Annotated in this window: 17 protein-coding genes; 4 read left to right on the top strand and 13 right to left on the bottom strand. The window is 47.7% G+C overall.

The genetic code is table 11. The features are described 5' to 3' along the window. Positions 1-10: 10 nt before the first annotated feature. The 13 genes from NC796_RS20075 to NC796_RS20015 form a co-directional block, all read right to left on the bottom strand. The gene (locus tag NC796_RS20075; RefSeq protein WP_310687157.1) at positions 11-1819 is read right to left on the bottom strand and encodes a hypothetical protein; all 1809 of its coding nucleotides are present in this window, start codon (positions 1817-1819) and stop codon (positions 11-13) included. A gap of 17 nt (positions 1820-1836) precedes the next feature. Next, positions 1837-5583 (bottom strand): FG-GAP-like repeat-containing protein, encoded by a 3747-nt coding sequence (locus NC796_RS20070; protein WP_310687155.1) that lies wholly within the window; start codon positions 5581-5583, stop codon positions 1837-1839. 120 nt (positions 5584-5703) lie between these two features. Beyond that, positions 5704-6723, bottom strand: coding sequence for a LacI family DNA-binding transcriptional regulator (locus NC796_RS20065; protein ID WP_310687154.1), 1020 nt, complete (start codon positions 6721-6723; stop codon positions 5704-5706). Positions 6724-6988: 265 nt separating this feature from the next. Then, entirely contained in the window at positions 6989-8410 is a 1422-nt protein-coding gene (locus NC796_RS20060; protein ID WP_310687152.1) for a Gfo/Idh/MocA family oxidoreductase, read from the bottom strand. Positions 8411-8725: 315 nt separating this feature from the next. After that, entirely contained in the window at positions 8726-9376 is a 651-nt protein-coding gene (locus NC796_RS20055) for a sulfite exporter TauE/SafE family protein (RefSeq protein WP_310687151.1), read from the bottom strand. A gap of 22 nt (positions 9377-9398) precedes the next feature. Continuing rightward, positions 9399-9872, bottom strand: a complete 474-nt coding sequence (locus NC796_RS20050; RefSeq protein WP_310687150.1) for a FixH family protein — start codon at positions 9870-9872, stop codon at positions 9399-9401. Positions 9873-9914: 42 nt separating this feature from the next. Next, positions 9915-11381 (bottom strand): cytochrome c oxidase accessory protein CcoG, encoded by a 1467-nt coding sequence (ccoG, locus tag NC796_RS20045; RefSeq protein ID WP_310687148.1) that lies wholly within the window; start codon positions 11379-11381, stop codon positions 9915-9917. A gap of 110 nt (positions 11382-11491) precedes the next feature. Beyond that, positions 11492-12109, bottom strand: coding sequence for a cbb3-type cytochrome c oxidase N-terminal domain-containing protein (locus tag NC796_RS20040; RefSeq protein WP_310687147.1), 618 nt, complete (start codon positions 12107-12109; stop codon positions 11492-11494). Positions 12110-12118: 9 nt separating this feature from the next. Beyond that, positions 12119-12301, bottom strand: coding sequence for a cbb3-type cytochrome c oxidase subunit 3 (locus tag NC796_RS20035; RefSeq protein ID WP_310687145.1), 183 nt, complete (start codon positions 12299-12301; stop codon positions 12119-12121). Between the two features lie 4 nt (positions 12302-12305). Beyond that, the gene (gene ccoN, locus NC796_RS20030; protein WP_310687143.1) at positions 12306-14507 is read right to left on the bottom strand and encodes a cytochrome-c oxidase, cbb3-type subunit I; all 2202 of its coding nucleotides are present in this window, start codon (positions 14505-14507) and stop codon (positions 12306-12308) included. Continuing rightward, positions 14507-14698 (bottom strand): cbb3-type cytochrome oxidase assembly protein CcoS, encoded by a 192-nt coding sequence (gene ccoS, locus NC796_RS20025; protein ID WP_310687139.1) that lies wholly within the window; start codon positions 14696-14698, stop codon positions 14507-14509. The genes ccoN and ccoS overlap by 1 nt, the downstream gene beginning before the upstream one ends. After that, positions 14689-17136 (bottom strand): heavy metal translocating P-type ATPase metal-binding domain-containing protein, encoded by a 2448-nt coding sequence (locus NC796_RS20020; RefSeq protein ID WP_310687137.1) that lies wholly within the window; start codon positions 17134-17136, stop codon positions 14689-14691. The genes ccoS and NC796_RS20020 overlap by 10 nt, the downstream gene beginning before the upstream one ends. A 6-nt stretch (positions 17137-17142) precedes the next feature. Further along, positions 17143-17589 carry an Rrf2 family transcriptional regulator gene (locus tag NC796_RS20015; protein WP_310687136.1) on the bottom strand — a complete coding sequence of 149 codons (447 nt, stop codon included), beginning with the start codon at positions 17587-17589 and terminating at the stop codon, positions 17143-17145. A 206-nt stretch (positions 17590-17795) separates the two neighbouring features. Between NC796_RS20015 and NC796_RS20010 the strand changes: the two genes are divergently transcribed. The 4 genes from NC796_RS20010 (at position 17796) to NC796_RS19995 (ending at position 22584) form a co-directional block, all read left to right on the top strand. Next, positions 17796-18596, top strand: a complete 801-nt coding sequence (locus NC796_RS20010) for a glucose 1-dehydrogenase (RefSeq protein ID WP_310687135.1) — start codon at positions 17796-17798, stop codon at positions 18594-18596. A gap of 341 nt (positions 18597-18937) precedes the next feature. Then, positions 18938-19987: a porin gene (locus NC796_RS20005; protein ID WP_310687133.1), complete on the top strand. Its 1050-nt coding sequence runs from the start codon at positions 18938-18940 to the stop codon at positions 19985-19987. A gap of 222 nt (positions 19988-20209) precedes the next feature. After that, the gene (locus tag NC796_RS20000) at positions 20210-21598 is read left to right on the top strand and encodes a bile acid:sodium symporter family protein (protein WP_310687131.1); all 1389 of its coding nucleotides are present in this window, start codon (positions 20210-20212) and stop codon (positions 21596-21598) included. A gap of 5 nt (positions 21599-21603) precedes the next feature. Further along, the gene (locus NC796_RS19995) at positions 21604-22584 is read left to right on the top strand and encodes an NAD(P)-dependent oxidoreductase (RefSeq protein WP_310687130.1); all 981 of its coding nucleotides are present in this window, start codon (positions 21604-21606) and stop codon (positions 22582-22584) included. Positions 22585-22832: the final 248 nt, after the last annotated feature.

The raw sequence follows: 22832 nt of genomic DNA, 5'->3' as shown, positions 1-22832 counted from the left end.
GCATTCCACTTTATTCCAGCGGGAAGGTTATCCCAGAAAAAGTAACCGGGATTTCGTCATTTTCCTCAGGCCATCCTTCCTTCGTAATCTTATCGTAATACCACATAGCTTGCTCGGCATCCGCCCGCCAGTTCCATTGGCCGCTTTGAACGTAATGGGGATAATTCTTGATCTGGTTGGCAATTTTGGGAATCTGCTGTAAAGCGGATTTTGTCTTCTCCATTAGAGATTCCGTTCGAAATTCCTCTCCCCGGGCATAGATACGAAATCCGAAATACGCAGCAGCCACATCACGGTGAAGCCGGGCGGTAAGCAGGGTACGTGCAAAATACTGGTGTAACTCTTCGAAATCCTGTTCAGATAAAACGGGCTTTGCTTCTTCAATTTTTTGCAAAGATTCGTTGGCCAGTTTGATACCATGCTCCTTCTCTGTAATAACGTAATCAAGGTACTCTTCGGACATATTTTCCTGCTCATCCAGCCAATTATTTTCGATAACAGCAGGTATTTCCTCAAGCTGTGTCCCCCCTTTTTTAGCCCAGGCTGGCGCCAACGTGTTGATAATGTCTTTCCAATAGTGAAACTCTTTGTCAACCCCGTGTCCTACTTTCCCAACTGGTGGTTCCAGCCACTTTCCGCTGACATGACGCGCCCAGTGCGAACTGTAGGGATCATAGTTCAAACGGGAATGATTTGCCGTGTTTGTACCCAGGGTGTACAACACCGACGTTACAATGTCATAGGAATTTTCAAATGCATCTTTGATTTGCGGAAACGCATCTTCCCCATATTCTGAAACAATAAATTCCCTGTAAATATCATCCGCTGTCAGGCTCTGATCCTCAACGTATCGCTTTAACGCCCACAAATTGATCTCTGAAGGGCGGTCGATAATCCTGGTATCGCCATATCGATCAGTTCGTGCCACATAGCCGATTACGTGATCCCGTTGCAAAAAATCACTCCAGCGATGCAGAATATATTCGGGCCAGGTATTGGCAATGATGCCCTGCCCGTTAAACTCTCCTGCTGCATCAAATTCCATAATGGTGGGATGATCAATCGTTCCGGCAAAAAAATCGTTGGGATGAGTCAGGAAAAAATCGTGAGGCGTCTCCTTCATCATCAACCGAATCTCAGGGTATTTGAAGAGCTCAATCGCTCCCACAATGTTATCATACTCTTCATGAGTATAGGAGAATGTCCGTGTATAAAGATTCAGGCCGCGCTCTTCAATGACCACTTCTGCTACGGCATTCACCACTGCTGCCAACTTCTGTTGATTGGTAGTCATTTTTTCGGAATACTGGTTCTCTGCACGCGCACCGGTTTCGATAAATGTAAGAATCAGGCCTTGTATATCCGGGGCCATGTCAAGCAGATCCCGGTAATCATTCTTGAACCAAGTCCAGAAATCAGGATTATCCAGATTAAGAGTGCTATCTGGCCCCGTTTTAAATCGGTCGGGATAGTAATCCAGCTCGTGCAGGGCGTGATCCCAAAAGACGACCTCCTGGATACCCGCGTCATGGGCCGCATCGGTGAAGGTCTTGGCAAGCTCTCGTCGTTCCTTATCGCGGACATGCCTGAGCGAGTGAATGACCTGGTGGGAAATCTGAAGGTGATTTATATCGTATCGCGCCGCATTTTCAATCACATGCAACCCTTCCTCTTCGTTGTCAGAAAGAATCATCCAGCCCTTGACCGGCTGATCAATTGAGAGAGGCCCGATTTTCACCGAAGATCGCTGGCCGCATCCATTCAAGGCTAGTAGCAGAAAAGTTATTATAAGAGCAGGAAGTATTTTTTTACAGGCCATAACATCGTTTTGCTAAACTAATTTTCCGGGTATGAGATCACATAATCCATTTTTCCTTTTTCAATCTCCACCGTTTGTTGCCTTCCGTCAAACCAGTTTACCTGAATCTGTGAGACGTCAGAACCAGCGCCCATCACCTGGGTAAAGCTATTTTGAGACCAATAGCCCGAACCCGCCTGTATTTCCCGTACCGGTCCCGCTGATTGATCCTCGTATACCAACCGAATACTTGATCCGATGGCGTCAGTGTTCACGGCCGGACCTCTTAATGTAATTCGATACCCCCTGCTTTCTGTCCTGTTAAGGTACAGCTTGGTATTGTAGTCATTTTGCGACACTGCCAGATCCACTCTGCCATCCTTGTTAAAGTCACTGAATGCGGCTCCGCGCTGCTCTCCATAAACCTTTACGCCCGAGATGCTGCCCGGCACAGGAGTGAGATTCCCTTCTCCATCACCTCTGAGCCATAGCCCACGCCCGGCATCCTGCCGTGGGACCTGTCGCGGCAGGGCAAACAGGTTTTGGCTTAAAAAGAGATCTTCATTCCCGTCGTTATCCATATCGGCGACACCGGCATGGTAAGCAACACTAAACTGTGCCTCCAGGGGAAGTGGACGTGCTTCGAATCCGTTTTCTGTACGTAGGAAGAGCGTATGCTGCAGGGTACTCACCTCTTTGTACGGGATATTATTCAAACGCTGGCCAAACAGTTCATTTAATGTGGTATTGGCAAACTGCTCATGGCTCCGCATTCGATTTGCAATCACCGGAACCGATCCATATTTGTAAAGGCGCTTTCTCGGAACAAAGTCCCCGTTGCCGTCTGCATAACTTTCGATAACCTCGACCCACTGATCACCATTAAAATCGCTGTAGTACATTCTCAATGGTTTGTTCATCTCCAGTTGGTAGGGGCTATTGAGTCCTTTGTTTGTAGCTATGAGATCCGGGTATCCATCGTTGTTGAAATCGCCACTTGCTATACCGTTCCACCAGCCTTTTAGATCGCTGAGTCCATTCTGCTCAGAAACGTCTCGGAAGATTCCACCATCATTTTCCAGGAGCATAACCGAATCCCACTCCCGACTCAACACCAGGTCCTGGTCACCATCACGATCAAAATCGGTAAAGAGGGAGCCCGTGACCATACCGACCTTCTGCAACTTCTGGGAATTCACTTTATCTATCACAAAAGAACCGTTTTCATTGGTGAATAGCCTGGAGGGAGCATCCATTGGATAATGACCCGGGATAAAGCGTCCTCCCACAAACAGGTCTATATCTCCGTCGTTGTCATAGTCAGCGGCCGACAATGGCCCTGTGGTCGAAATATTGTTGGTTAAAGAATCGAGCTGCCCGCCTCCCTGTCCGTTATGATACTGGTAGGCAGAAGGAACGCGCAACTGCCCCTGCTCATAGTTTGCACTTCCCACAACCATGTTGGTCCTACCCTCATTATGCCATCCAACAGCAGCCGTTTGATCACCAGCTGTAGTTTGCTCTAAACCTTCAAGGCTCATTGACCGGAAAGACCCCTTCCCCATATTCTCAAACACACCGGGCTTACCCTCCATACCTGCGCCAATATACAGGTCATCATCCTGGTCGCCATCCAGGTCAATCCATGAGATGCCAGGACCCAGTTTACTCATACTGACGGGGAGCAGTGACTGAAGCTGGAAATCCTGGAAGTCATTTTCATCGTGACGGTGATTTATGCGGTCGGACACATCCTCAAAAATAGGGGTACGTGAAGCAACCGCTGTTTCTGATTCGTTCTCTACGCGCTGGCTTTCCGATTCCTGAATCTCGTAAATGCGCGAGGAACGGAGGCTGTCAATATGAGTTCGTCTTCCATCCGGCCATGTGATTGTTAACTGGTGGTTCCGGTTTTCCTGATCGGCGGCAAATACCACAAAGGGATCTGATCCCGAAAGAAAGTCACCGCCGGAGGAGAGCTCTTTTTGCTGAACGACGGGGCCTCCCTCCAGCTTCACCTTTGCACCGATCGCCTGGGTGTTGGGCGCTTCACCAATTAACCGGACGGCAATCCGAGGTTTTGTCGTTCGGTTTCGGAAAATTCCGGCTTCCCCGTTCATGCGGTTTATTGCCAGGTCCAGCGCCCCATCATTATCCAGGTCTGCTACGGCCATGCCGTGTGAAATATCCTTTTCTGTAAATCCCAGTTCTGCACTCTGATCGCGGAACGTGAGGTCCCCGTTATTCATTAAAACTCGGTTTTGCAGATCCAGGGAGGGGGCGTTCTGCATAAACTCCGTAAAGTGCTCATCCATATTTCGGCCCTGGCGCATCATACCGATCTGGGCGTCCATATCCAGGATATGGTAGAGGTAGCCGTTATTCACAATCAGATCTTCAAACCCGTCCAAGTTGATATCCATGAACGTGGCATCCCACGACCAGCCCGTGGCCTCCACACCACTAAGGTACGAGATCTCGGCATAGGTGTGATCCTCTCGCTGAAGGTAGAGTGAATTCCGGTTGTTTGTTGGACGCGCCTCGGTCTCGCGGTACTGGTCTGGATTGGGATCGTCTGACCCCACCTGCTGCAAACGTTCATCATGTTCGGAACTGAGCATCTCTGCGGTAAAAATGTCGAGCCGCCCGTCGCGGTTAATATCAGACATATCGACGCCCATGCAGGCAAAGCTCAAATTGCGGATAGCCAGTGAATCGATCGACCGGAAAGTGCCCGCTCCCTGGTTCATCCATACCCGGTCTTTGGTGAAAAAATCGTTACACACATACAGGTCCGGCAATCCATCGCCGTTCAGATCCTGGAATTTTGCGGTCAGCCCCCAGTCAGGCTGCAGGCCGTAGGGATTTCCATTCTCATCCCGAAATACATTCTTGGTGTCAGAAACTTCTTCAAACTTTCCCCCTTCATTAAGATACAGATCGTCCACCTGACCCGTTTCCGCAAGGCCCGCCAAACGGTTGTTGTCATCCATAAAAATCTCGTAGTGCTCGTCAAATGGAGGTATGAGCGTGTAGGGCCCGGTCTGTTGTTGTTCGGTATAAGGCTCATTTAAAATGGTATTCCACTCCAGTTCCTCGGTGGTGTAGATATCCTTGACCGATTTCTCCTTGTACTTGGCTACATACAGATCCAAGTCATTATCTCCATCGATATCAGCGAGCGTCATCGTGGTACTGCCTTCTCCCGGTCCCAGGCCGCTGTTCTCATCGATCTCAAAATTACCCTTCCCATCATTAATATAGAGGGCAATGTCCTTGTAAATTGAACTAACAAGCAGATCCAAGTGTGTATCCCCATTTACATCTGCGAATACCGCACCCGTTGAATAATGGTTTTCATGGGCCACTCCTGCCGTTTCGGTAACATCCTGAAACTCCATATGCCCAAGATTTTTGTAGAGCTTGTTGGAATTTTTCAAGCCGGCAAAGTATAGATCGACAAGTCCATCTCCATCAACATCTCCTGCCGCTACCCCCGATCCATTTAGGTAATGCCGGTTGTCGGAAAGCTCCTGCTCTGTTATATCATTGGAAAAGGTAATGTTGGTTTGAGATGATGAAAGGTCGACAAATCCCGTCGCATCACTTTCGAAAAATCCTTCCTTTATTTCGGCCCACCGGTATTGATCTTCCTGGTGCCACTCCAATTTTGTGGAATTGCTGCATCCGAGGATAAATCCACATAACAAGGGAATTAACAGGTAGTTCATTGCCGATGAGGTGGCTTTTTCAGAGATATAATTTCCAGATTTTCTTACACTCACTTAGGATCGATTAGGTTAGTTATCAAGTAAACGGTAACTAATTGGATAAAAAGAAAGGATACATAATCCTCATTCCGAATGGAATTGTAGTTAGTTTACCAAATTATTACATAGCATCCACTACTCAATAATCATATCTGCGGGTAGTGTTATTAGTTCAGGCTTCATCTTTTCCTCTGCGCTGATCTCTGACACCAGTCGTTTAAATGCACTTTGTCCCAATCCAAATGACGGCTGGTCGATGCAAATAAAGGGATACGACAGGTACTGGTTGAACTCACTGCTCCCAAATGAAAGAATGGGAATTTCGGCGGGATCAATATCGTGATCCAGCATATACTGAAGGGCCCCTAATCCCACGGGATAGGTAACACAGAACAGTGCTTCAGGCTTTCCATGTTGCTTCATAAGCTTTTCAAATCCTTTATATCCATCCTGTTCGCCAAATCCCCCTTCAACAATAGCATCTTCATTAATGTCCATCCCGGCTTCCTCCAGGGCATCACGGTATCCCAGGTTTCGCTCCTGACCAATCCGGCCAATGTTTCGATCCTGTCCCATATTTACCTTCAATTTCCCGGATAGGTGGGCGATATCTTTGTATCCGCGGTTGATCATGTGCAGGACTCCCTTGCGGGCTCCCCCGCGATCTTCCACCTTCACATAGGTGTAATCGTCGGTAAAAAATCCCCTGTCATAGAAAACCAGGTCCACATCCATATCCCGTACCATCTCAAAGTTCTCCATATCCTTTGTCTTCTCGGATATCGATATCAACATGCCCTCCACCCTCATATTAAGCATAGATTCGACATGTTTTTTTTCAAGCTTGTCATCCTCCATAGAAATACCAAGGATCACTTCATAATCGGTTTCCAGGGCCGCCTGGTAAACCCCCTGGATCACCGAAGAAAAAAAGGTGTGCGCTATTTTAGGAACAATAACGCCGATAGTATTGGTTTTTTGAGAAGTCAGCGAACGAGCGACAAGATTGGGTCGATATCCCATCTTTTTCGCCATTTTCTTCACTTTTTCTCTTGTCTCGTCCGAGATGTCAGGATGATCTCGTAAAGCCTTGGAAACACTAACTTTGGTAATATTTAGCCGTTCTGCGATGTCTTTTAATCTTACATTCTTCATCGTGTTATTTTTTTATTAATAACTATGGAGAAAGGTTACAGCACGATTCGCAAGATAACACCCTATTGTCGAAGCTGATCCCCTACTAAGCACTCGGTTTTTAACGCTTTAAATACCATTTTTTTTGCTATTTGTACAGCCTCTGCCTCTTTGCGGTTGCTGCAAGTGTATTTCCCTGTAAATATATTCTCTTAATAAATAGAGGCATTGCCCCGTGCCGGAACAATGCCTCGAAGTACTTCAAAATATTTCGAACCGATTATTCTCAGGCACCTCGTGATGGGTGAGGGGTGATCGATGTTAAATCCTCAACCCGAACAGGTTCACCTGATTCGATACTTTTTCGCGCAGCAATACCGACCAGGATTGACATTGCGCCATCACGACTTCCGGCCGAATGCTCCAGTGGATCTTCCATATCGGGATTACGGAAAATCTGGTCCTGCAGCCGCACATCGCCGCCACCGTGGCCGCCGCTTTCCTGGAACACCTTGATTTGCTCGTGCTGGCTGCTGAAGTTATCCATCACCATGATCTCTTCATAGTTGGTAGCCTTTTCCATCTCTTCCTGGGACATCTCCTGGCTGTGCAGTTCGGCCTGGTTCACTTTGTCCTGCTCTCTCCAGGGAATGCCATGCCAGGCATCAATGCGGCCATTAAAGCCGTTGAATGCAATTTCCATCCCCTCATATGGAGAATAGGTGGTCAGTGAATAAGTCACCTGTACATCATTTGCATACTGGATCTGTACCGACATCTTATCGTAAGAATCAATCTCATGCCGCCACAGGCAGTTGTCGCGGATATACCCGTCATGCTCTTCATTCGCTACATACAGGTCCATGTAGGTATCATTCTGGGTGATATCCCAATAGAATTGGCACTTGTCTTTGTGCGGACACGTACGACACTTGTTGCCTCTGAATGGATGGTTACTACCATAATGTTCCAGTGAAGCCTCGGCGTAGACCTCAACGGGGTCGGAATCCAGCCACCAGTTTAGAAGATCAAAATGGTGGGTAGCCTTGTGGACCAACAGCGAGCCACTACTGGAAATTTCGCCATGCCAGCGCCGGAAGTAGGACGCACCGTGATATACGTTCAGATACCAGTGGAAATCTACCGAAGTAAGTTTGCCAACGCGGCGATTCACAAGCATTTCTTTTAGTTTTGTGTGATGCGGACTATATCGGTAATTGAACCCAACTATAAGGTCCGCCTCCGATTTTTCCTCAGCATCCAATACACGCTGACATTTTATTTCATCAGTCGTCATCGGCTTCTCCGTCAGCACATCCACATTGCGCTCCAATCCACCGATAATAAACATGTGATGCGTGGCATCCACCGTTGTGACAATAAGCAGATCCGGCTTCACCGTGTCCATCATTTCATCGAAGTCCGTAAACGTTGGGCAGTCGGCGCCGATAAACTCCTTGCCATATTCAAGGCGACCGGGATTAATATCGCACAAGCCGACAAATTCAATGAGATCTCCATACCGTTCACGGATGGTTCGGCCCCAGAAGGTTATTCCCCGGATGCCGGTCCCAACCAAGGCAACCCTTCGTTTCTGAGTTTGGGTAGATTTAGAAAATGCTCCAGCTGGCTTGGCAAGCATCGATCCCGCCAACGCACCAGTTGTATTTTTCAGAAAATCTTTGCGAGTGAACTTTTTTGGTGACATATATTATCCCTGTTTTAAAGTTAAAACATCCCAGCCCTCTGCCGAAGGATATTTCCAATCAGCAGAACACTATTTTTGTTGTAAATTTTTCAAAATCTTTATCCCATCAACAGATAACCGGCCCTGTAAAAGAAGTGAATAACACTACACCAAAACAGCAAAGTAACCGGTTAATCTGTTGTCAATGTATTAGTTAATTATTAAAAAGACAATTTTTACCTACTAAGCATACCGACCTTGAAATCAGAATGGGTAAAATCATGTAAATATATAGTCTATCTACTTTGAATGGCATTTTTAAAGGTCTTTCCAATACTAAATATTGGCCATCATAAGTCCCCTGTAGACAAGGTAACAGCCCAAAAGGAGAGCCATGAAAGGCAGATACCGGTTTATCCGCCTGCGGGCATTAAGACTAATCAGGTTGGGAGCCATAGCCATCAGCATCATTGCAGGAAAAGTGCCTAGCCCAAACAAGGCCATATAGCTCATACCGCCAACAATCGATCCTGTAGTTAATGAGCTCGCTAAGCCTACATATACAAATCCACAGGGAAGCAAACCATTCAGCACGCCGATGATCAGCATCATGCCTTTCCCCTTTCGGTTAAGTTGCTGCTTCAGCTTTTGTTTTAGCCATGTAAAAAAATGTTGAAGGGGTTCAAATCGTTGTTTGCTGGCTGATGAAATCATGGGGAGAAATGCACCGGCGATAATCAACATTCCAAGAAGAACAGAAAGCGGTCGCTGAAGACCGGCCAGCGAAACGGCGTGACCTGCCAGACCAATGATGGCTCCAAGCAGGCTATAGGTCAAAATTCGTCCCAGGTTATAGATACTTTTTTGGATCAGGTCAGGGACAACACCGTTTCCTGAACCGGGTAATGCCATGGCAAGGGGACCGCACATTCCCACGCAGTGGAAACTCCCGAAAAGCCCGATTGTGAATGCCGTCCACAGTTCCATAATTCCAGTGCTCGATCAAGAGTTAGAGAAAAACAGCAGCCTCCTCAAAATACTCACGGCCATCCGATTCCCACGTGATCTGCACCAGCCATTTACCCTGTTTAAGCTCTGCTGTCGGAATCAATTGAGCACCTTTTTCATCCAGCGAGAGTTTGAATGAACGATCGAGGTTGGAATCACTGGGCCGGTAGAGCCTGACGGTTCCGACCGGTTCCAGGGCAACCAGGGAGTCGGGAAATTGAATCCGGATATCCTGAGAAGCATGGCCTATCTCAACCGATTTTTCGAGATCTCGGGCATGCTCAATACGATCTATCTGCTGTTGATACTCGACAGCTTTTTCATAGTGATTTTCGCTGACCATATAGTAGTCCAGGCTTACTAAGTAGAAAACGACACTTAGCGTGGTTATCACGAACAAGGCAATCACAATAGCCAGCCCCTTGCCCCAGTCCCAAAACCCGGTTTCTTCGTTTTTATTTGATGAGTTACTCATTAGTTAATTTCCGTATAATTCTTAATTCATCATTCGCCATTTTTAATTCTCCTGGGAGCCCGGCCCGATAAAGCCAGAGGTTACCGTTTCTATCTTATTTCCGTTTGCATAAATATCGAATACCAGTTCGGTATTACTTTCTGTCAGCTGATTTCCGGAAAGCTTTACCAAGAGTCGTCCCTGTGCAGAACCCTGGGCGGGAACTGTATTGATGTCCCCAAGTTCAACCAACTCTCCTTCCGGTTGCCGCAGACGCACTTCGTAGTCTATCGCATCAAAAGTCTTATTGATCGCTTTAATCTCATAGATGTTGCTGTATTGGTTGTTAGGCAAGGTTTGATACAGCGTGCCCGGCTGACGCAGAATGCTGGTCTCCGTATCAGGACGCATGCTAAGCAGTGTGACAAAGATTGCAAGCAACACTACCAGGATGCCGCTGTAGCCCGCCACTCTGGGCGTTAGAATTTTCTTCTTGCCCTCTTTAATCGCATCTTCTGATGAGTATCGAATCAACCCACGAGGTTTGTCAATCTTATCCATCACATCATCGCAGGCGTCAATACAAGCCGTGCAGTGCACGCACTCCAACTGGGTGCCGTTGCGTATGTCAATTCCCATCGGGCAAACGCGAACGCACTGCTTGCAATCAATACAGTCGCCGTAGCCATAATCAGATTCAGGGCTTAAACCGAGATCTTCCAGCGTGGCTTTCCCGCCCACATCATTTCGCTCCGCTACTTTACCACGAGGTTCGCCGCGCACGTAATCGTACATAACGTTGATGGAATTATTATCCAGCAGCACCGATTGCATGCGTCCATAGGGACAGATAAAATGGCAAACCTGCTCGCGCAGAAAAGCAAAAACGCCATAGAAGACACCGCTAAAAATTATCATAGCAGAAAGTCCCCCTAAATGCTCTGAGGGAGGATCAGTAACAATAGTATACAGCTCATCAACCCCAATTATGTAGGCCAGGAAAAGGTTTGAGATAATAAATGCCAGTCCAAAGAAAATGCCTTGTTTGAGCGTTTTCTTCCAGATCTTGGTCCAGTTCCACGGTGCTTTATTCAACCGAATCTGCTGGCCACGATCGCCCTCTATCCAATACTCGATGCGCCGGAAAACCATCTCCATGAAGATCGTCTGCGGGCAGGCCCACCCGCACCATAGCCTCCCAAAAACGGCGGTAAACAGAACGATAAATATGACAATGGAAAGTGCCCCAAACACCAGCAAGTGAAGATCCTGCGGCCAGAACGCCATCCCGAAAATTACAAACTTCCGCTCTAGAATATTGAGCAAGAGCAGCGGCTGCCCGTTAATTTTGATAAATGGAGCAGAGAAAAAGAATAACAGCAAAATTACTGCCACGATATTCCGTGCGGCATAATAACGTCCGCTGGGCTTTTGGGGAAATATCCAGTTCCGTTTGCCCTCTTTGCTCACTGTCGTTAAGTGATCACGAAAGGATTCTTTGTCATTTTCTATGTCTTTATCTCGTGTCATACTATGCTAACTAAAAGACCCTTAAAAAAATTTATCCTCAATTTTAAATATCATTCGAAAAGTTAACCCATCGGTTGGCAAACAACCAACCGATGAGAAAATGACAATGCTTATGATCCTGAGCTAAGTGGTCCTTCCTGGCAGGGCTGAGCCCGACTCATATCAGCTGGCTTGGCATCAGCAGGCTCAGTACCCTGTATAGACGCAATATAACTAACCAGTTGTTGAACCTGTTCATTACTGATCTTAGTGGCACTGCCATAGGGCAGCATCCCCATATCTGGATAGCCATTAATAATGCTTGCGGCGACCTCCTTCGGGGAACATCCGTGCAGCCACTGCTCGTCAGTCAGGTTGGGGCCTACGAGTCCCTGTCCCTGGTTTCCGTGACAAGTGAAACAAAGCTGACCAGGATTCATAAATAACTCTTTTCCAGCTGCGATGTCTGATTCTTCAGTACTCACAGTCCAGGTAAACTCTTTTACAGGATCACCTTCCTCTTCGGGAGCCCCATATCTAGCTTCCGCAGCGGCCACTTCCTGCTGGTACTCCTCGTGCTGAGTGGGTCCCCACCCAAGCACCTGGTAATAGAGCAGGTATCCAACTGAAAAAGCGATGGTAAAATAGAACAGCCAAAGCCACCAAACCGGCATATGGTTATCGAGTTCCCGAATACCATCGTACTCGTGATCCAGTAACTTATCCTTTTCGTCATCAAACAGTTTCATAATGCATTCCTATAACTTGTTTTCAATTTCCTGATCCGACTCCAGGGGCAACCGGGCGGCATCCTCAAAATGATCTTTTCCTTTTTTCACCAGGTAATACACCAGCCAGATAAAAAATCCGAAAAAGATCACCAGTGAAATACTGGGGAAGATACCTACCCCTTCGATTGATCTTAGCACCTCTTTGTACATAGCCCTAGTTATTGTCAGATCGTTGTTCGAGTTCTGCCGTACCTATCACCTTGCTGGATGGTAGTCCCTCGAACGGGTTATTGTTGCCTTTGATATCGACCCCAAGCCGCTGCAAGTATGCGATCAGGGCAATGATTTTTTTATCCGATGTAATCTCTATGCCGTCAACCTCCTTAAAACCGGCCTGATGGAGGCCTTGTGTTATCTCCTCAGCCTGCGCCTCCAAGTCGTCCAGCGCTTCATCTTCATATCCTTCAGCGTAGGGAACACCTACCGAACGGAGCGCCGAAATTCGTTCATCAATCGTCTCCATATCCATCTGCTGCTCTAGCAGCCACGGATAGGCCGGCATAATGGAACCGGGTGAAGTTGACGTCGGGTCGTGCATGTGGCGCAGATGCCAGGAGTCGGGGTACTTGCCACCCTGCCTGTGCAGGTCGGGCCCGGTTCGTTTAGAGCCCCACAGGAACGGGTGATCGTAGACAAATTCCCCTGCTTTGGAGTACTCCCCATACCGCTCAGTCTCCGAACGGAAAGGACGTATCATCTGTGAGTGGCAGTTATTACAACCCTCAGCGATATAGATATCACGCCCCTCTACTTCAAGCGGTGTATACGGCTTGACGCTCGCAATTGTCGGCACATTGGAGTCGATCAATGCCGTCGGCACATATTCCACAATGCCTCCGATAAGAATTACGACCAGCGTAAGCGCGGTAAACTGAACCGGGCGACTTTCCAGGCGACGGTGCCATTTTTCATTACTCCCCGCTGCCGGATCAATGATAGGTTGCGCCTGGTCTTCCTCAGCAGCTAAAAGCTGCCCGGAAGCTGCTGTTTTCCAGAGGTTATATACCGAGATAATCGCCCCGATAATAAAGAGGCTGCCTCCCACGGCACGAAGTGCGTACATCGGGATGATCTGCTGCACGGTCTCCAGGAAGTTCGGGTACTGGAGGACACCTTCTGCAGTAAACTCTTTCCACATGAGGCTTTGAGTAATACCGCCCCAATACATCGGGATGACATAGAAGATGGCACCAAGTGTGGCAAACCAGAAGTGGACATTCGCCAGCTTGGTTGAATAAAGCTCGGTTTTATAGATCTTTGGCGTGATGTAATAGAGCATCGCAAACGTAAGGCCACCGTTCCAGAGCAGGGCGCCCAGGTGCACGTGACCGATGATATAGTCGCTGTAGTGAGCCACGGCATTGACATTTCCTATAGAGAGCATCGGGCCCTCAAAAGTGGCCATCCCGTAGGCGGTAACCCCAACCACGAGGAACTTCAGCACAGGGTCCTCCCGTACACGATCCCAGGCTCCCCTCAGCGTTAACAAACCATTTAGCATACCGCCCCAGGATGGCGCTATAAGCATTAAACTGAAGACCGTTCCGAGTGCCTGTGCCCATCCCGGCAGCGCCGTATAGAGCAGGTGGTGCGGGCCGGCCCAGATGTAGAGAAAGATCAATGACCAGAAGTGAACAATCGACAACCGGTAGGAAAAAATCGGTCGATTAGCCGCTTTGGGGATAAAGTAGTACATGATGCCTAGAAACGGCGTCGTCAGGAAGAAGGCCACCGCGTTGTGCCCATACCACCACTGCACAAGCGCATCCTGCACTCCGGCATATACCGGGTAACTTTTCATGAGGGTGGCGGGAATTTCGATCGAGTTAACCACATGGAGCACCGCTACCGTAACAAAGGTGGCGATGTAAAACCAGATGGCTACATACAGGTGTTTTTCGCGCCGTTTCCAGATCGTCATTAGCATATTGATACCGAAGATAACCCAGATGATGGTGATGGCGATATCGATAGGCCACTCAAGCTCGGCATATTCCTTACTCGTGTTGAAGCCCATAGGCAATGTTATGACAGCGGAAAGAATAATCGCCTGCCATCCCCAAAAGTTAATTTTGCTGAGTAGATTACTCCACATCGGGGTCTTGCACAGGCGGGGCAGCGAATAGTATACCCCATAAAAGATGGCGTTACCGGCAAATGCAAAGATCACCGCATTGGTGTGGAGCGGTCGGAGTCGCCCGTAGGAGAGCTCGGGGATAAAACCTAAAAAGCTGGGATAAATCAGCTTCAAGGCTACGGTAAGACCGATCAGGAAACCGGCAATACCCCAGAAGACGGTCGCGATCCCAAACTTCCGGACGATTTCGTTATCGTATTTAAACGTTTCTACAGCCATTAATCTTGATCTTTTTTATTGGTTGTTGATGAGTTTTGTTTTTGTGTCGGTTTATTTTCGTCAAATAGAATGCGAATAGAGGGGGTATGCTGGTCATCAAACTGACCGGATTTTACCGCCCAGAAAAACAGGGCAAGGAAAATGAGGGCTACCAGCAGACTAAATCCGATAAGCATAAAAATTACTTCCATGCTGCGAGTCCCATTTTCTTAGCGGTCAGGTGCGTAGTTACGCTGGTAAATACCATGATACTGATTGAACTCAACGGCATAAGGACGGCCGCTACCAACGGAGACAAATGACCCGTCACGGCAAAACTGAGTCCCACGATGTTGTAAACCAGGGAGATGCCAAAGCTCCAGAGGATAATGTGGATGCTCTTCCTGGCGAAACTGATGAACCGGTCCAGCATGGAAATAGCGTCGCCATCAAGGATAGCATCGCAGGCCGGGGTAAACGAGCTGACGTTATCGGTTAGGGCGATCCCAAAATTACTTTGCTGCAGGGCACCCGCATCGTTAAGCCCATCACCGACCATCAATATGCGGCGATCTCTATGTTGCAGTTCCTTTATGAAATCAAGTTTTTCCTGCGGCTTTTGATTGAACAGAAGTGATTCTTTATCGAAATAAACTTCGAGCTCTTGTTTCTGCTGATCGTTGTCTCCAGAAATCAGGTAGGTTGAAAATTGCTCCTTCAGACCGCTCAGCAACTCTGGAATGCCTCTGCGGTACATGCTGCTCAGTTCAAACCAACCTCTCCACTTTCCATCAATTGCTACATGCACTACAGAAACGGCCCGTCCAGAAATCTCCTGATCAGAAAAACTGCCGCCCGATTGCTCCTCCAAAAATGAAGCGGAACCGATTAAAATATGATGGCCATTGACCATTGCCTTCAATCCTTTATTAACCTGCTCTTCGAACTGTTCAACGGGACGGAGCGGAATACCGCCGAGGAAAGTCACGATCTTCTGGCTTAACGGGTGCACCGACTGTTTGCAGACAGATTTGATCATCTCCTTATCTTGCTTCTTCAGTATATCACCTTTAAATGTGACGTCAGCTTGGTCAGAGCGGGTCAATGTCCCGGTTTTATCAAACACAACATCTGTCACTTTCGCTAACTTTTCCACCACTTCAATCCCTTTTACATACAATCCACTACGTGACAATATGTTAAGTACCGACCCCAACGTAAAGGGGGTGGAGAGCGCCAGGGCGCATGGGCAGGCGATAATCAGCACAGCCGTAAATACGTTGATACTTTGCTCGGCACCTGCAGGAAGCCACCAGAGTGCAGCAGCCATAGCAATGGCCAGCACGGCCAGCGTAAAATGGGGGCTTATGCGATCTGCCAACGAACTGACATCCATCCCTTTTGATTCAGAATCAAAAGCGGCATCATTCCAAAGCTTGGTGAGGTAGCTGTTTGAGACCTCCCTCGTGGCAACCATCAACGCAGATTTACCGACAATACGTCCGCCCGCATAGATGGTATCGCCTTCCTCAATTTTTACGGGTTCCGATTCGCCCGTGATAAAGCTGTAATCTACAAAGCACTGATCTGACAGTAATGTGGCATCCGCCGGAATTAATTCTTGATTACGGATCAGCATTCGTACACCTTCGGTGATCTTGTTGATCGATATTGAGTGCTCTTTTTCTTCATCATCAACGATGGTCACTGAAAGGGGAAGGTATGAACGGTAATCGCGATCAAATGCCAACCGCTCATAGGTTTTCTTTTGGACAATACGCCCTATGAGCAGAAAAAATACCAAGCCGGTAAAAGAATCCATATACCCGGTACCAATACCAAGTACAATCTCATAGACACTCCGTCCGAATAGCGACATAATACCGATTGAGATCGGCACATCAAGGTTGACACCTCCCTGCCTAACAGCCGCCCACGCTGATTTCAGGTAATCGCTGCTGCTATAAAACAGGACCGGCAGTGCCAGTGCAATATTCAGGAATCCGAAGAAAAAGCTGAAAGTGCCGTCCAGGTCCGTTGAAGTACCCGCAAGATAGTCGGGAAAACTGAATAGCATGATGTTGCCGAACGCAAAACCCGCTACACCCAGTTTTAGCCAGAGCCTGTGATCAGGTCTGGTTTTCGCTTTTTTCTCAAAACGGTCGAGCCGCAGATCAGGTTCATAGCCGATGGAATTGAGAAGCTCCGCAATCTGCCGCAGGCTGGTCTGCCGGTGATCAAATGTGAGACTCAGCTCTCGCTTCAAAAAGTTGACGCTGCATTGAGTTATCCCTTCATTCAGCTTGTATAAATTTTCAAGAAGCCAAACGCAGGAGGTACAATGAATGCCGGGGATGTATAGGCTGAGTCGGGTGATGTGATCGTTCTGAAAATCTGCCAGTTTTTCAAGCAGCGATTCATCATCCAGGTAATCAAACCGTTTACGAGCAGTGCTGCCCAGCTGAGAAGTTCCGGGCTGATCTTGCAGCTGGTAATAGTTATCCAGATCGTTTTCCTCCAAAACCTGGTACACCAACTTGCAGCCTTCGCAACAGAACGGTTTCTCATCTACCTGAATGGCATCACTGCTGCACTCTTCTCCGCAGTGAAAGCATGATGTACCCTCGGTTGTAAGAATGTCTGTTTCCATCTTTATCTAGCTACTATACTGCAATCTAAGATCAAACCAGGCCTGTGACATCCTTTGCTCGCACTCATGGAAGGTTGTCTTTGTCAGCCAGTCTTGAATTTTTTTTCGCTCGTTGGACCAAAAATCATGGAATGGACAGGGCTCAATGCGACCGCACCCCTCAATTCCCAAAAAACAGTTTTCGAAAAAATCCATCCCGTCAATCGCCTCAATAACTTCTATCAGGGCGATTTCCGCTGGATCGCGTGCCAGGTAAACCCCGCCATTCAGCCCACGCTGCGACTTCAATATGCCGGATGGTTTTAACTTTGAGAGTAACTGGGATAAATACGCTGGTGGACAGTTCAACGGCTCTGCGAGTGCTGCTGCAGAGACGGTGGTACCTTTCGGCTGCTTGGATAAAGCGATAACTGCAGAAATGGCATATTGCGCGCCCTGAGATATTAATTTCAATTTTTTTCTATTTAAACAATTCTAAAAACCAATAATCTAATACGATTATTAGATTTTAAGGATCCTACTTCTTAGACTCAATCTGAATAACAAGTTTTCTCTTACGTGTGATCGCAGCCAACATAACAGCTACGTGCCAACGAAACGGTTTTTCATCTCTGTATGTTTTTCCGTTTCAATCTCCACACAACTAAAAAAATGCATCCATGAATTTAAACCTAGACGGGAAAACAGCTATTGTAACTGGCGGTAGTAAAGGAATCGGTAAAGGCATTGCCCGGTCCCTGGCTGGGGAGGGATGCAATCTCTCAATCTGTGCACGCCATATAGACGAGCTGGAAGAAACCGCTGAAGAACTGGAAAAGCTCGGCGTGCAGGTGCTGGTGGTAGAAGCAGATCTTACAAAAGAAACCGATATTCAAAATGTGGTGAACCGTACCGTTGACAAGTTCGGCACCATCGATATTTTGGTGAACAATGCCGGTACGGTCGGAGAACCCGGAACGATCGAGGAGGTTTCTGTGCAGGAGTGGCGCGACCTTTTCGAACTCAATCTGTTCGCAGTGGTTTCCATCACGAAGAAAGTGCTGCCGGTGATGCTGAAACAGAATTGGGGGCGCATTATCAATATCTCCTCAGAAAATGGAACTCAGCCCTACCCCGACATGATTCATTACAGTGCCTCCAAAGGCGCGCTCGATAACTTTTCGAAAGGACTCTCCAAGCAGTATGCTGAACAGGGGATCCTGGTGAATACAGTGAGTCCCGCCTTTATTGAAACACCATTGGTGGATGAGATGATGCAGCAGGCTGCTGAGGAACAGGGAATCACCAAAGAAGAGGCGGTAAAACAGTTTCTCAGCAATAAACGCCCTAATATTGAGTTAGGCCGGCCCGGGAAAATCGAAGAAGTTGGGCCTATTGTGGCATTCCTGGCTTCTGACAAAGCCTCCTTTATCAACGGCTCCGATTACCGTGTCGACGGAGGCTCTGTAGCTTCAATATAAATTTTCACTGATTGAGAGATGGCAGCGTTCGATAGCGGTGTCATCTCTGCTCTTTTGAAACCAATAAATCACTCCAGTTTTTCGGCATCGCCCCTTTAAATGCAATACGTTTCGCTGAAGATTTTTTGTTTACGTTTTCCTGCCGTTCTTAATACGAAACTCGGAATATGATTCTCCTGCACAACTAAAGGAACATCTATTTCATAACAATGTATAAACCAATCCTCGCGGCCTTCCCTATAGCTCATGCTACAATATTTCGGATGGCGTAAATTGCTGAACGAAGTACTATCAAAATTTATTTGTTAACTCTAAATCAAAATTAAAACAATAAGAGATCTATGATTAATAGCTACCGAACACTATTTAAGGCGGTGACGCTCTCACTGACATTATTCCTCATTTCTGCTACCATCCTGCATGCTCAAACGTTTGGCGATGAACCTGACTTCAACGAGTTCCGAGAACAATTAAAAAATGATTACTTTTCAGTCGGCGCCCTGCTTCAGACCGTTGGCAATTTCCAGCCTGAAAGAACATCAGGCGAAAACGGGTTTTCGATAGGGAATGCCCGCCTGCAGGTGTATGGCGAATTTGACCAGGGATTCGGATACCAGCTGCAAACTAATTTTACGCGCTCATCCCCTATCCTGGATGCCAATGTCTACTACAAGTTTTCGCCGGGATTCCAGATTAAAACGGGCTTGTTTAAATCGCCCTTCAGTTATGAATTCCTGACCGGCGCTGCTGCCATCGATTTCGTAAATCGATCCACGGTTGTAAACCGGCTGGCACCAAACCGAGAGATCGGTGCTCAAATTTCCGGTCAAACCACCGACGGTATTCTTCGCTATCGGCTGGGGGCGTTCAACGGCAATGGATTTGGCGCAAATCAAAACAGTGACAATAACCTGCTATATGTCGGACGACTCGAAGCCCAGTTCCATACCGACCAGCAGCAGAGCGAGGACCAGATCACATTCGGAGTCAATGTTTCGCGCGAAACCAAGGAGCAAACCGGTTTTATTGGAAATCACAACGGGGATCAAACCCTGCTGGGTACCGATGTCCGCATTACGCAGGGCGACCTGTTCCTGGGTGGTGAGTTCATTTATTCCTGGCTCGATTCCAATATCGACTACGAGCAGCACAATCCGTTCGGATATCACGCCACTGCAGGTTACTTTATTACCCCAAAAACACAACTGTTGGCGCGGTGGGACTATTTTAAAAACGATGACCTGCTCCTGACCCCAAATTCGGAAACCATCCTGGCAGGACTGAATATTTTTCCCACACAGGTTTCTGAAATCCAGCTGAACTATGTCATTCCCACCCAACGCTCCATTGAATACTCCCAGGTTCTGCTGAATTTCCAAATTAGCATCTAAACCAAATTTAACTAATCCTTATCTCGTAGCGTGGAAACTGGGTCCACGCTACCGGTAGGGACACTTCCCTCCCTTGGCCCATCACTCAAATAAAATTTTTCATTCAGCAACTCTCCTGTACTTTTTCCATGATTATTTCGTAATTGGAAAATTAGCATTGCGGGATAGGGACTCACTTACAACGGATGGACTTTATCTGGTCTAAAAAATAAGGGATGGACAATGAGTGATCTATCGACAAACGGGGACAGCAAAACCCATTTTGTACGAAGAATAGCTATAATCACAGCAATAGCAGGCTTTCTCCTCCTGGTCTTGGCATGGATGGGACACCTCTCATACAAACCCGGGGGCGTAGTTTTGCTTGCCTCGCTTCCACTTGTAGCTTTAGGGTACAAAAAGCTTAAAGGCTACACTTTCACTGCCTGGGTTTTTCTCTGTGCAGGCCTGGCCATGTTTTATCCGAGTGTATTTATATCCTGGGGAGAATTCAGGCTGGAACTTCTTATTATCCCGCTTACGCAAATCATCATGTTTGGGATGGGGACAACGCTCAGCCTGTCTGATTTTGCGCGTGTGGCCAAAGCGCCGTGGCCGGTATTCATCGGGATGATTCTGCAGTTTGGCATAATGCCGCTCTCCGGCTATTTCATTGCCCACTCTTTTGGATTCAGTGGGGAGCTCGCGGCGGGAATTGTACTGATCGGCTCCTGCTCAGGCGGGGTCGCCTCAAACCTGATGGTATATCTGGCGCGCGCCGATGTGGCCCTTTCGGTAACCATGACCTTTGTCTCCACACTGATGGCACCACTCGCCACCCCGTTGCTGATGAGTAACCTCGCAGGCGCCTTCGTCCCGATTGATGCCGTTCAGATGATGTTTTCTATCCTTAACATGATTATTGTTCCGGTGGTAGCGGGATTGGCGGCCCATGAAATATTGTATGGTGACCACTCCTGGTCAGGGAATGCCGCCAAGCTCATCCTCTTAACAACGGGCTGCATCGCGCTGGCAATTGGTTCTTTTATTTTGGGACCAGATGTCTTGGGTCCACTCTCCAGCGGCATCACCATGGGCGGTTCACTGATCGCTGTGGTCACCTTTACCAAGCTGGTGATGAGCGTGTGGCTCAACCGTCCCAACACCTGGATGGACACTGTGCTTCCACTTGTTGCCAAAACGGCCATCTGCATGGTCATCGCCATTATCATTGCCCAAACTCGAGAGGTTCTCATCGCTGTAGGTGTGACACTCCTCATCGCAGCCGTAATTCACAATACCGTTGGTTACCTGCTGGGATACTGGGGATCACGTGCATTTGGGCGATTTCTTGGGAAGGTTGGCTATCGGCTCGGGTTATTTCCCACGCCGGCCCCGCGTATCACCGAGATTGAATGCCGTACCATCGCCTTTGAAGTGGGCATGCAAAACGGTGGCATGGCATCAGGACTTGCCATTGACGTTTTGGAAAGCCATGTTGCAGCACTTCCGCCGAACGTTTTTGGCACATGGATGAATATCTCCGGATCGATGCTGGCAAACTACTGGATTCAACGTCCCACAGATAAGACAGAAATTGAAACGATAACTGAAAAAGCTCCGGCTACTTAATGAGTATGAAAAGCAAAAAACCGATTGTTTTAGTAGTAAAAACCGTTTATGAACGGGTTAAAACAGTGTTTGAGGAAATCAGCGACTTTGAAATTGTGCCTGCTCCAACGGAGGAGATGGCTCTTGTAGAGATTGTTCGTGAAAAAGATCCCATTGCCGTAGTTCTGAATGTGGACCCCTATACCGGCCCCCTGTACGATGCCTTGCAAAAAGGGCGACTGATTGCTCGTTACGGTGTGGGGTGCGACAACATCGATTTTAAAAAGGCGGCGGAAAACGGGCTCTATGTCACCAACACCCCGGGTGTACTCGAGGCAACGGTAGCAGAATTCACCGTATTCCTCATGGGGGAAGTTCTGCGGATGCCAGGTCTCTCCACACATGACATGAAAGAGGGGCACTGGAACCAACGAATGGGGCGTGAGCTGAGAGGCAAGACGTGCGCTATACTCGGACTTGGAGCCATAGGAAAAAAAGTGAGTCAAATACTTTCTTTTGGATTTGATGTAACCGTATTGGCTCTGAAAAAGACCATTGAAAACCCGGAAGAATTAAAAGAAAAATATGGCGTGCAAAAGGCTTCAACTGAATTCTCCGAAATTGCTCCCCGGGCAGATATCATCTCACTGCACCTGCCTGCCAATGAAGAAACGCATCACTACATGGACAAACCCCGTCTCCAGCAGCTAAAGCGAGGCAGCGTGCTCATCAACACCGGGCGAGGAGCCCTGGTTGATGAAAATGCACTCTATGACGCCCTGAAAAAGAATCATATTTCAGCGGCCGGCCTGGATGTGTACCAGCATGAACCGTATAAACCACTGGATCCCCAAAAAGATCTGCGCGACCTCGAGAATGTGGTCCTTACGCCACACATAGGCAGCAGTACCGGGGAGTGCTCACGCAGAATGGCGGAACGTGTCATCCAAAACATCCGGCTCTGGGTTAAAGGAGAGCATAACCAGATGGATGTTGTCTCGGGATAATTAATTCGGCTACTCCCAGGCATATACCTGCCACCCTAAACCTCTTCCCTCTCATCGCCTGGCATGATTGGATTAGCGCGTCAAATAGGACATAGCGCCGTTAAAATTATACCGGCTCTCCCTGTTTTTCCGCTACGGACAAACCAATTTCTAGGTTAAATAGAACACTTTTTAAAGTTCTGTTTCGATATAAAAGACAAAAATTCGTATAGTAAACTATACCTACAGTATGGCTAATTGAAATACGT

The sequence above is a fragment of the Aliifodinibius sp. S!AR15-10 genome (assembly GCF_031569985.1).
Taxonomy (GTDB): Bacteria; Bacteroidota; Rhodothermia; order Balneolales; family Balneolaceae; genus JAMQKA01.
The sequence above is the reverse complement of the archived record's forward strand: the minus strand, read 5'-3'. Positions and strand labels throughout refer to the sequence as shown.

Coding starts and splice junctions, on each gene's coding strand:
- NC796_RS20010 (WP_310687135.1), top strand. CDS start 17,796: ATGAATTTAAACCTAGACGGGAAAACAGCTATTGTAACTGGCGGTAGT.
- NC796_RS20065 (WP_310687154.1), bottom strand. CDS start 6,723: ATGAAGAATGTAAGATTAAAAGACATCGCAGAACGGCTAAATATTACC.
- NC796_RS20055 (WP_310687151.1), bottom strand. CDS start 9,376: ATGGAACTGTGGACGGCATTCACAATCGGGCTTTTCGGGAGTTTCCAC.
- NC796_RS20050 (WP_310687150.1), bottom strand. CDS start 9,872: ATGAGTAACTCATCAAATAAAAACGAAGAAACCGGGTTTTGGGACTGG.
- ccoG (WP_310687148.1), bottom strand. CDS start 11,381: ATGACACGAGATAAAGACATAGAAAATGACAAAGAATCCTTTCGTGAT.
- NC796_RS20000 (WP_310687131.1), top strand. CDS start 20,210: ATGAGTGATCTATCGACAAACGGGGACAGCAAAACCCATTTTGTACGA.
- NC796_RS19995 (WP_310687130.1), top strand. CDS start 21,604: ATGAAAAGCAAAAAACCGATTGTTTTAGTAGTAAAAACCGTTTATGAA.
- NC796_RS20040 (WP_310687147.1), bottom strand. CDS start 12,109: ATGAAACTGTTTGATGACGAAAAGGATAAGTTACTGGATCACGAGTAC.
- ccoS (WP_310687139.1), bottom strand. CDS start 14,698: ATGGAAGTAATTTTTATGCTTATCGGATTTAGTCTGCTGGTAGCCCTC.
- NC796_RS20035 (WP_310687145.1), bottom strand. CDS start 12,301: ATGTACAAAGAGGTGCTAAGATCAATCGAAGGGGTAGGTATCTTCCCC.
- NC796_RS20005 (WP_310687133.1), top strand. CDS start 18,938: ATGATTAATAGCTACCGAACACTATTTAAGGCGGTGACGCTCTCACTG.
- ccoN (WP_310687143.1), bottom strand. CDS start 14,507: ATGGCTGTAGAAACGTTTAAATACGATAACGAAATCGTCCGGAAGTTT.
- NC796_RS20075 (WP_310687157.1), bottom strand. CDS start 1,819: ATGGCCTGTAAAAAAATACTTCCTGCTCTTATAATAACTTTTCTGCTA.
- NC796_RS20020 (WP_310687137.1), bottom strand. CDS start 17,136: ATGGAAACAGACATTCTTACAACCGAGGGTACATCATGCTTTCACTGC.
- NC796_RS20060 (WP_310687152.1), bottom strand. CDS start 8,410: ATGTCACCAAAAAAGTTCACTCGCAAAGATTTTCTGAAAAATACAACT.